The organism is Frigoribacterium sp. PhB24 (assembly GCF_003755185.1).
In the GTDB taxonomy this organism is placed as follows: Bacteria; Actinomycetota; Actinomycetes; order Actinomycetales; family Microbacteriaceae; genus Frigoribacterium.
In genome coordinates this window covers 1-1485 of the sequence record NZ_RKIC01000006.1, presented here as the reverse complement: position 1 = coordinate 1485, position 1485 = coordinate 1, and the positions used below count along the sequence as shown (strand labels likewise).

The 1485-nt window shown below is 56.4% G+C and carries 2 rRNA genes (1 of these 2 only partly in view); both read right to left on the bottom strand.

Features of this window, described 5'->3' with window-relative positions:
- Positions 1-108, bottom strand: a 23S ribosomal RNA gene (locus tag EDF50_RS00585); it reaches 2860 nt to the left of the window's first position.
- 44 nt (positions 109-152) lie between these two features.
- Positions 153-1485, bottom strand: a 16S ribosomal RNA gene (locus EDF50_RS00580); the annotation flags it as partial.

The following is a 1485-nucleotide window of genomic DNA, read 5'->3' as shown; positions in this document are numbered from 1 at the left end:
ACACCCAGAAGGTGCCGTACTAGCGCTGATGCTCTCCGCGAAGAGCCATTGTCAATGTTCCACCCATGAGCGCCGGCCGAAGACATTCGCTTCGAAACCGACTTGACTCGTTGACCCCCGTGTATACCGCGGGGCGAGTACATGCTCCTTAGAAAGGAGGTGATCCAGCCGCACCTTCCGGTACGGCTACCTTGTTACGACTTAGTCCTAATCACCGATCCCACCTTCGACAGCTCCATCCACAAGGGTTAGGCCACTGGCTTCGGGTGTTACCGACTTTCATGACTTGACGGGCGGTGTGTACAAGGCCCGGGAACGTATTCACCGCAGCGTTGCTGATCTGCGATTACTAGCGACTCCGACTTCATGAGGTCGAGTTGCAGACCTCAATCCGAACTGAGACCGGCTTTTTGGGATTCGCTCCACCTTACGGTATCGCAGCCCTTTGTACCGGCCATTGTAGCATGCGTGAAGCCCAAGACATAAGGGGCATGATGATTTGACGTCATCCCCACCTTCCTCCGAGTTGACCCCGGCAGTCTCCTATGAGTTCCCACCATAACGTGCTGGCAACATAGAACGAGGGTTGCGCTCGTTGCGGGACTTAACCCAACATCTCACGACACGAGCTGACGACAACCATGCACCACCTGTATACCGACCTTGCGGGGCGACCATCTCTGGACGTTTCCGGTATATGTCAAGCCTTGGTAAGGTTCTTCGCGTTGCATCGAATTAATCCGCATGCTCCGCCGCTTGTGCGGGCCCCCGTCAATTCCTTTGAGTTTTAGCCTTGCGGCCGTACTCCCCAGGCGGGGAACTTAATGCGTTAGCTGCGACACGGAGACCGTGGAATGGCCCCCACATCTAGTTCCCAACGTTTACGGCATGGACTACCAGGGTATCTAATCCTGTTCGCTCCCCATGCTTTCGCTCCTCAGCGTCAGTTACGGCCCAGAGATCTGCCTTCGCCATCGGTGTTCCTCCTGATATCTGCGCATTCCACCGCTACACCAGGAATTCCAATCTCCCCTACCGCACTCTAGTCTGCCCGTACCCACTGCAGGCTGGGGGTTGAGCCCCCAGATTTCACAGCAGACGCGACAAACCGCCTACGAGCTCTTTACGCCCAATAATTCCGGACAACGCTTGCACCCTACGTATTACCGCGGCTGCTGGCACGTAGTTAGCCGGTGCTTTTTCTGCAGGTACCGTCACTTTCGCTTCTTCCCTACTAAAAGAGGTTTACAACCCGAAGGCCGTCATCCCTCACGCGGCGTTGCTGCATCAGGCTTTCGCCCATTGTGCAATATTCCCCACTGCTGCCTCCCGTAGGAGTCTGGGCCGTGTCTCAGTCCCAGTGTGGCCGGTCACCCTCTCAGGCCGGCTACCCGTCGTCGCCTTGGTGAGCCATTACCTCACCAACTAGCTGATAGGCCGCGAGTCCATCCTTGACCAAAATTCTTTCCAACTCCTAGCCATGCG